The sequence below is a fragment of the Acidovorax sp. YS12 genome (assembly GCA_021496925.1).
Lineage (GTDB): Bacteria > Pseudomonadota > Gammaproteobacteria > Burkholderiales > Burkholderiaceae_C > Paenacidovorax.
On record CP053915.1, the window covers coordinates 2,806,453 to 2,812,500 of the forward strand.

Here is a 6,048-nt window from a genome sequence, read left to right on the forward strand (position 1 = left end):
CTCCTTGTGGTGTGGCTCAGAGCAGGTCGGGGTCGATGAGGTGGTAGCCGCCCTTGATGGCGAGGATTTCGTTGCACCCGTCCTCGATGAGCGAGGCGCGCGCGTCGCGCAGGATTTTTTCCACCGGGTAGTCGCGCGCCAGGCCATTGCCGCCGTGCATCTGCACCGATTCGCTGGCCACCTCGAACGCCGTCTGCGTGGCCGTCACCTTGGCCGCCATGGCCGCCTGCAGCGCCATCACCGGGGCCTGGAAGTTGTAGTGCAGCACCCGGCGCGAGAGCGCGCACGATGCCTCCACCTTGCGGAACATGTGGAACAGCCGCTGCGCCACCGCCTGGTGGCGGATGATGGGCACGCCGCCGGCCTTGCGCTCGTGCGCGTAGCCCAGCGCCAGGTCGTAGGCCGAGCGCGCGCAGCCGGTGAAGACCGCCGACATCAGCCCGTTGGCCAGCGTGTGCACCAGGTAGGTGGCCTGCTGGTATTGCTCCGGCCCGGCCAGCAAATGTGCCTTGGACAGGCGCACGTTGTCGAAGTAGATCTCGCCCTGGTTGAGCGCGCGTTGGCCCATCTTGTCCAGCGGCTTGCCGCGCGTGATGCCGCGCGCGTCCATGGGCACGATGACCACGGCGCCGTGCTGCGTGTCCGGCCCGCTGCCGCTGTCGCAGGCGGCGTAGAGGATGCCGACCTGGCCGATGGTGCCGTTGGACACCCAGGCGGATTTCTGGCCGGTGATGACCAGCTCGTCGCCCCGGATCGTCACCACGCAGTTGGGCCGCCCGTACGCGCCCTGGGGGTGGAAGATCATGCGCGCCGGGTCCAGCGCGTCGCTGCCGTGGTCGGGCTCGGTGATCATCCAGCAGCCCAGCTTGTCGTCCGTGGCGATGCCGCGGCAGAACGCATTGCCCAGGATGGCGCTGACGATGGCCGGGATCAGCCCCGCGCCGATCGAGATCGCCAAGCCCGAGTCGCCCCAGCCCAGCTCCTCGAACAGGATGGCCATGGTGCGGGCGCGCTCGGCAGGCTCCATGGCCAGCAAATCGTCCACGCCAAAGCCTAACGCGGCGAACTGGGCGTACACGCCCCACAGCGGCGAGCCGGGGGCAATCACCTCCTCGGGCGCCATGCGATCAAGTTCGCGGCCCACGGGGCGCAGCACCTCGCGGGCAAAGCGCCGCGCGGTGGCCTGGACGGCGGCGGCGGTGTCGGAAAAATCGGGCTCGGCGCCCAGCGGTGTCAAGGGAACGTAGGCCATGCATGTCTCCTGTCGTTGTGAGGGATGCCGGCACTGTAGAAACTGCATCCTGCCCGAGCCATCCCCCAGCAGGCGTGGCACTGGAACGCTGGCGGGGGATGGCGCGGGGGATGGCGCGGGGGATACGCCGGGTGATGGGGCAAGCCCTGTCACGGCCACGCCGCAGGCTGGCTAGACTGGCCCGATGCCTAGCAGCGCACCGCCCCCCTTTCTGCGCACCAAGATCAGGGTGATGCGCCCGCCCCCCGGCGCCATCGCGCGGCCGCGCCTGGACGCCGTGCGCGCCCAGGCGCTGCAGGTCCGGCTGGTCACGCTCACAGCCCCCGGCGGCTTCGGCAAGAGCACCCTGGCCGCCACCTGGGTGGCGCATTGGCAGGCCGAGGGGCACCACTGCACCTGGCTGAGCCTGTCGCAGGACGACGACGAACCCGCGCGCTTCCTGCACAGCCTGGCCCAGGCCCTGCAGCGCCTGGGCCAGGGCGTGGGCGGTGCGGCGCTGGCCCTGCTGCAAGGCCGGGCGCTGGCGCCCGCACGCGCCGTGGTGCCGCTGCTGCTCAACGACCTGGAGTCCTTCGACGGCGAGGCCGTCCTGGTGCTGGACGACTACCAGTGGCTGCACGAGAGCGGCATCCACGAGGCGCTGGCGTTCCTCATCGCCCATGCGCCGCCCCAGTTCCACGTCGTCATCACCTCGCGCGTGGTGCCGCCGCTGGCGCTGGCGCGGCTGCGCGCACACGGGCAGTGGCTCGACGTGGACGCCGCCGCGCTGCGCTTCGACGCGGAGGAGACCGCCCGCTTCCTGGCCACGGCCTGCGCCCAGGCGCCCACGCCGGAGCAGGCCGCGCTCTTGCACGCCGGCACCGAGGGCTGGGCCGCCGCCCTGCGCCTGGCCGCGCTCGGCCACAGCCTGGGCGGCGCCTTCGGCACCGGCGGCGCCGGGGGCGGCTCATCGGTCTTCGCCACCCTCTTCGAGGACCTGCTGGAGAGCCTGCCGCCGCCCACCGTGCGCTTCATGGCGCAGACGGCGGTGCTCGAACGCATCCACCCCAGCCTGTGCGACGCCGTGTGCGAGAGCGCGGACAGCGCCGCGCAGATCGACGTGCTGCTGCAGTACCACCTGCTGACCGAGCCCATGGACGGCGAGGGCCGCTGGCTGCGCTACCACCCCCTGCTGCGCGAGCACCTGCTCGGCCGCGTGGCCCAGCGCCTGGGCGTGGACCCGCGCCTGATGCACCGGCGCGCGGCGCACTGGTTCGCCGCGCAGGGCGCGTGGACCGACGCCGTGCGCCACGCCCTGCAGGCGGGCGACAGCCAGCAGGCCATCGCGTGGCTGGCGCACTGCTGCATGGCGCTGGTGAAGTCGGGCGACCTGCTCACGCTGCTGGGCTGGCGCAGGCAACTGCCGCCCGAGCTGCTGCGCACGCAGCCCCAGGTGCAGCTCGCCGTGGCCTGGGGGCTGGCGCTGGCCATGCGCTTCGCCGAGGCCGGCCCCCTGCTGGACGAGATCGAGCGCGCCACGCACCAGGCGCTCGCGGGCCAGGCCCTGCACGACACGCTGGGCGAATGCCTGGCGATCCGCGCCGTCAACACCGCGCTGCAGGACGACACCCTCCAGGCCCACGCCATCGCGCGGCAGTGGCACGAACGCGGCCACGCGGGCGACGCCTTCACACGCAACGCCATGTCCAACGTCATGCGCTACGTGCATTGGAAATCCGGCGACCTGGTGCGGGTGTACGAGCAGCCCTGGGTGGCCACCCCGCCCGGGGACGAGCAGCAGATCGCCTTCTCCACGGTGTACCGGCACACGCTGCTGGGCTGCATCGAGCTGCAGAGGGCACGCCTGGGCCTGGCCGAGCGCCACGCCCGCGAGGCGCTGCGCTGCGCGCACAGCCACGGCGGCGCGCAATCGGTGTCCATGGCGCTGGCCGCGCCGCTGATGGCCCAGTTGCACTACCAGCAGGGCCGGCACGAAGAGGCCGGGGACCTGCTCGCGCCGCTCATGCCGCTGATCGACAACACCGCCATGCACGAGGCCATGGTCCAGGCCTACCAGGTGCTGGCGAACACGGCGTACCGGCAGAGGCGCCACGCCCAGGCCTTCGAGCTGCTGGAGCGCGCCGAGGCCCTGGGCTACAACCGCGGCTGGGACCGGCTGGTGGGCGCCATGCTGCTCGAACGCATCCGCCTGCTGGTCTTCGAGGGGCGGCTCGACGAGGCGCGCGCCACCGCCATCCGCCTGCAGCGCCTGGCGGTCCATGCGCACGCCGAGCCGCCGTGCGCGCGCTCGGACCTGCTGGTGCTGCGCGACATCGCCCTGGCGCGCATGGCGCTGGCCGACCAGCGCATCGGCGAAGCGCGCCAGGCGTTCGCCCGCCTGCTGCAGGCCGCGCAGGACGCGGCGCAGGACCTGCGCGCGCTACAAATCGGCGCCTGCCTGGCCATCGCCCACATGGCCGCGGGCGAGCAGGAGGCGTGCTTCGCCCAACTGCGCGCCACCTTGCAGGATGCACAGCGCAGCGGCGCGTTGCGCAGTGTGCTCGACGAAGGCGATGAACTGCGTGGCCTGCTGGCGCGTTTTCTGGTTTCCAGGGAGTGCAGCGGTGAATGCGTGGACCTCGTACGTCACCTGATGGCCGCCGCGCCCGCCACGGCCGCGGTACAAAGCGCACTCACCGAACGCGAAGCCCGGGTAATCGGACTGGTCGCGCAGGGTTGCTCCAACAAGGAGATCGCACGCGCCCTTGCCATTTCCGCCGAGACTGTCAAAACCCACCTCAAGCACATCTTCGAGAAGCTGGGCGTGCAGCAACGCTCTCAGGCAGTGCTGATGGCGCGCTCGCTGGGCTTGATGGATATCGTTATCCCGCAATAACCAGAGCGCAAAAACGAAAACCCCCCGTAGCTTGGTAGCTGCGGGGGGTTTCACAATATTAGCCTGACGATGACCTACTTTCACACGGGAATCCGCACTATCATCGGCGCGAAGTCGTTTCACTGTCCTGTTCGGGATGGGAAGGAGTGGTTCCAACTTGCTATGGTCATCAGGCTTAAACGGTTGCTTTCCTGGTTTTTGCCAGGAGAGCGAATTCATAGAGACGAATCATTCATTTGATTGCGTGCTTGGCATAACTGTCTGACGGTATGTCAAAGTTATAGGGTCAAGCCGCACGAGCAATTAGTACTGGTTAGCTTAACGCATTACTGCGCTTCCACACCCAGCCTATCAACGTCCTGGTCTAGAACGACTCTTCAGGGGGCTCAAGGCCCCGGCAGATCTCATCTTGAAACGAGTTTCCCGCTTAGATGCTTTCAGCGGTTATCTCTTCCACACTTAGCTACCCTGCGATGCCACTGGCGTGACAACAGGTACACCAGAGGTGTGTCCACTCCGGTCCTCTCGTACTAGGAGCAGGCTTCCTCAAATCTGCAGCGCCCACGGAAGATAGGGACAAAACTGTCTCACGACGTTTTAAACCCAGCTCACGTACCTCTTTAAATGGCGAACAGCCATACCCTTGGGACCGACTACAGCCCCAGGATGAGATGAGCCGACATCGAGGTGCCAAACACCGCCGTCGATATGAACTCTTGGGCGGTATCAGCCTGTTATCCCCAGAGTACCTTTTATCCGTTGAGCGATGGCCCTTCCATACAGAACCACCGGATCACTATGTCCTGCTTTCGCATCTGCTCGACTTGTCAGTCTCGCAGTTAAGCACGCTTATGCCATTGCACTATCGTCACGATGTCCGACCGTAACTAGCGTACCTTCGAACTCCTCCGTTACGCTTTGGGAGGAGACCGCCCCAGTCAAACTGCCTACCATGCACTGTCCCCGATCCAGCTAATGGACCTAGGTTAGAACCTCAAACGCACCAGGGTGGTATTTCAACGTTGGCTCCATGAGATCTAGCGACCTCACTTCAAAGCCTCCCACCTATCCTACACAGATCCGTTCAAAGTCCAATACAAAGCTACAGTAAAGGTTCATGGGGTCTTTCCGTCTTTCCGCGGGGAGATTGCATCATCACAAACATTTCAACTTCGCTGAGTCTGCGGAGGAGACAGTGTGGCCATCGTTACGCCATTCGTGCAGGTCGGAACTTACCCGACAAGGAATTTCGCTACCTTAGGACCGTTATAGTTACGGCCGCCGTTTACTGGGACTTCAATCAAGAGCTTGCACCCCATCATTTAATCTTCCAGCACCGGGCAGGCGTCACACCCTATACGTCCACTTTCGTGTTTGCAGAGTGCTGTGTTTTTATTAAACAGTCGCAGCCACCGATTTTTTGCAACCCCTTTTGGCTCCCTCTGTACGAGTTCACCTACTTGGGGCATACCTTCTCCCGAAGTTACGGTATCAATTTGCCGAGTTCCTTCTCCGCAGTTCTCTCAAGCGCCTTAGAATACTCATCTCGCGCACCAGTGTCGGTTTGCGGTACGGTCGTGTGTAGCTGAAGCTTAGTGGCTTTTCCTGGAAGCAGGGTATTACTCACTTCGTCTGCAAGCAGACTCGTTATCACCCCTCATCTAAGCCCGGCGGATTTGCCTACCGGGCACGACTACAGGCTTGAACCAACATGTCCAACAGTTGGCTGAGCTAACCTTCTCCGTCCCCACATCGCACTACACATCGGTACAGGAATATTGACCTGTTTCCCATCAACTACGCATCTCTGCCTCGCCTTAGGGGCCGACTCACTCTACGCCGATGAACGTTGCGTAGAAAACCTTGCGCTTACGGCGAGGGGGCTTTTCACCCCCTTTAACGCTACTCATGTCAGCATTCG

2 protein-coding genes and 2 rRNA genes (1 of these 4 only partly in view) are annotated in these 6,048 nt (G+C 65.4%); 1 reads left to right on the forward strand and 3 read right to left on the reverse strand.

Going from position 1 to position 6,048, the window contains the following annotated elements; genetic code table 11:
• Window positions 1-16 precede the first annotated feature (16 nt).
• Window positions 17-1,252: an acyl-CoA dehydrogenase gene (locus YS110_12785; GenBank protein ID UJB65564.1), complete on the reverse strand. Its 1,236-nt coding sequence runs from the start codon at window positions 1,250-1,252 to the stop codon at window positions 17-19.
• 232 nt (window positions 1,253-1,484) lie between these two features.
• Between YS110_12785 and YS110_12790 the strand changes: the two genes are divergently transcribed.
• The gene (locus tag YS110_12790; protein ID UJB65565.1) at window positions 1,485-4,127 is read left to right on the forward strand and encodes a LuxR family transcriptional regulator; all 2,643 of its coding nucleotides are present in this window, start codon (window positions 1,485-1,487) and stop codon (window positions 4,125-4,127) included.
• Between the two features lie 61 nt (window positions 4,128-4,188).
• On the opposite strand, the gene rrf is transcribed toward YS110_12790, so the two are convergent.
• Both rrf and YS110_12800 read right to left on the reverse strand, forming a co-directional pair.
• Window positions 4,189-4,301: ribosomal RNA gene (rrf, locus tag YS110_12795) — 5S ribosomal RNA — on the reverse strand.
• Window positions 4,302-4,400: 99 nt separating this feature from the next.
• Window positions 4,401-6,048: ribosomal RNA gene (locus tag YS110_12800) — 23S ribosomal RNA — on the reverse strand; it runs 1,244 nt beyond the window's last position.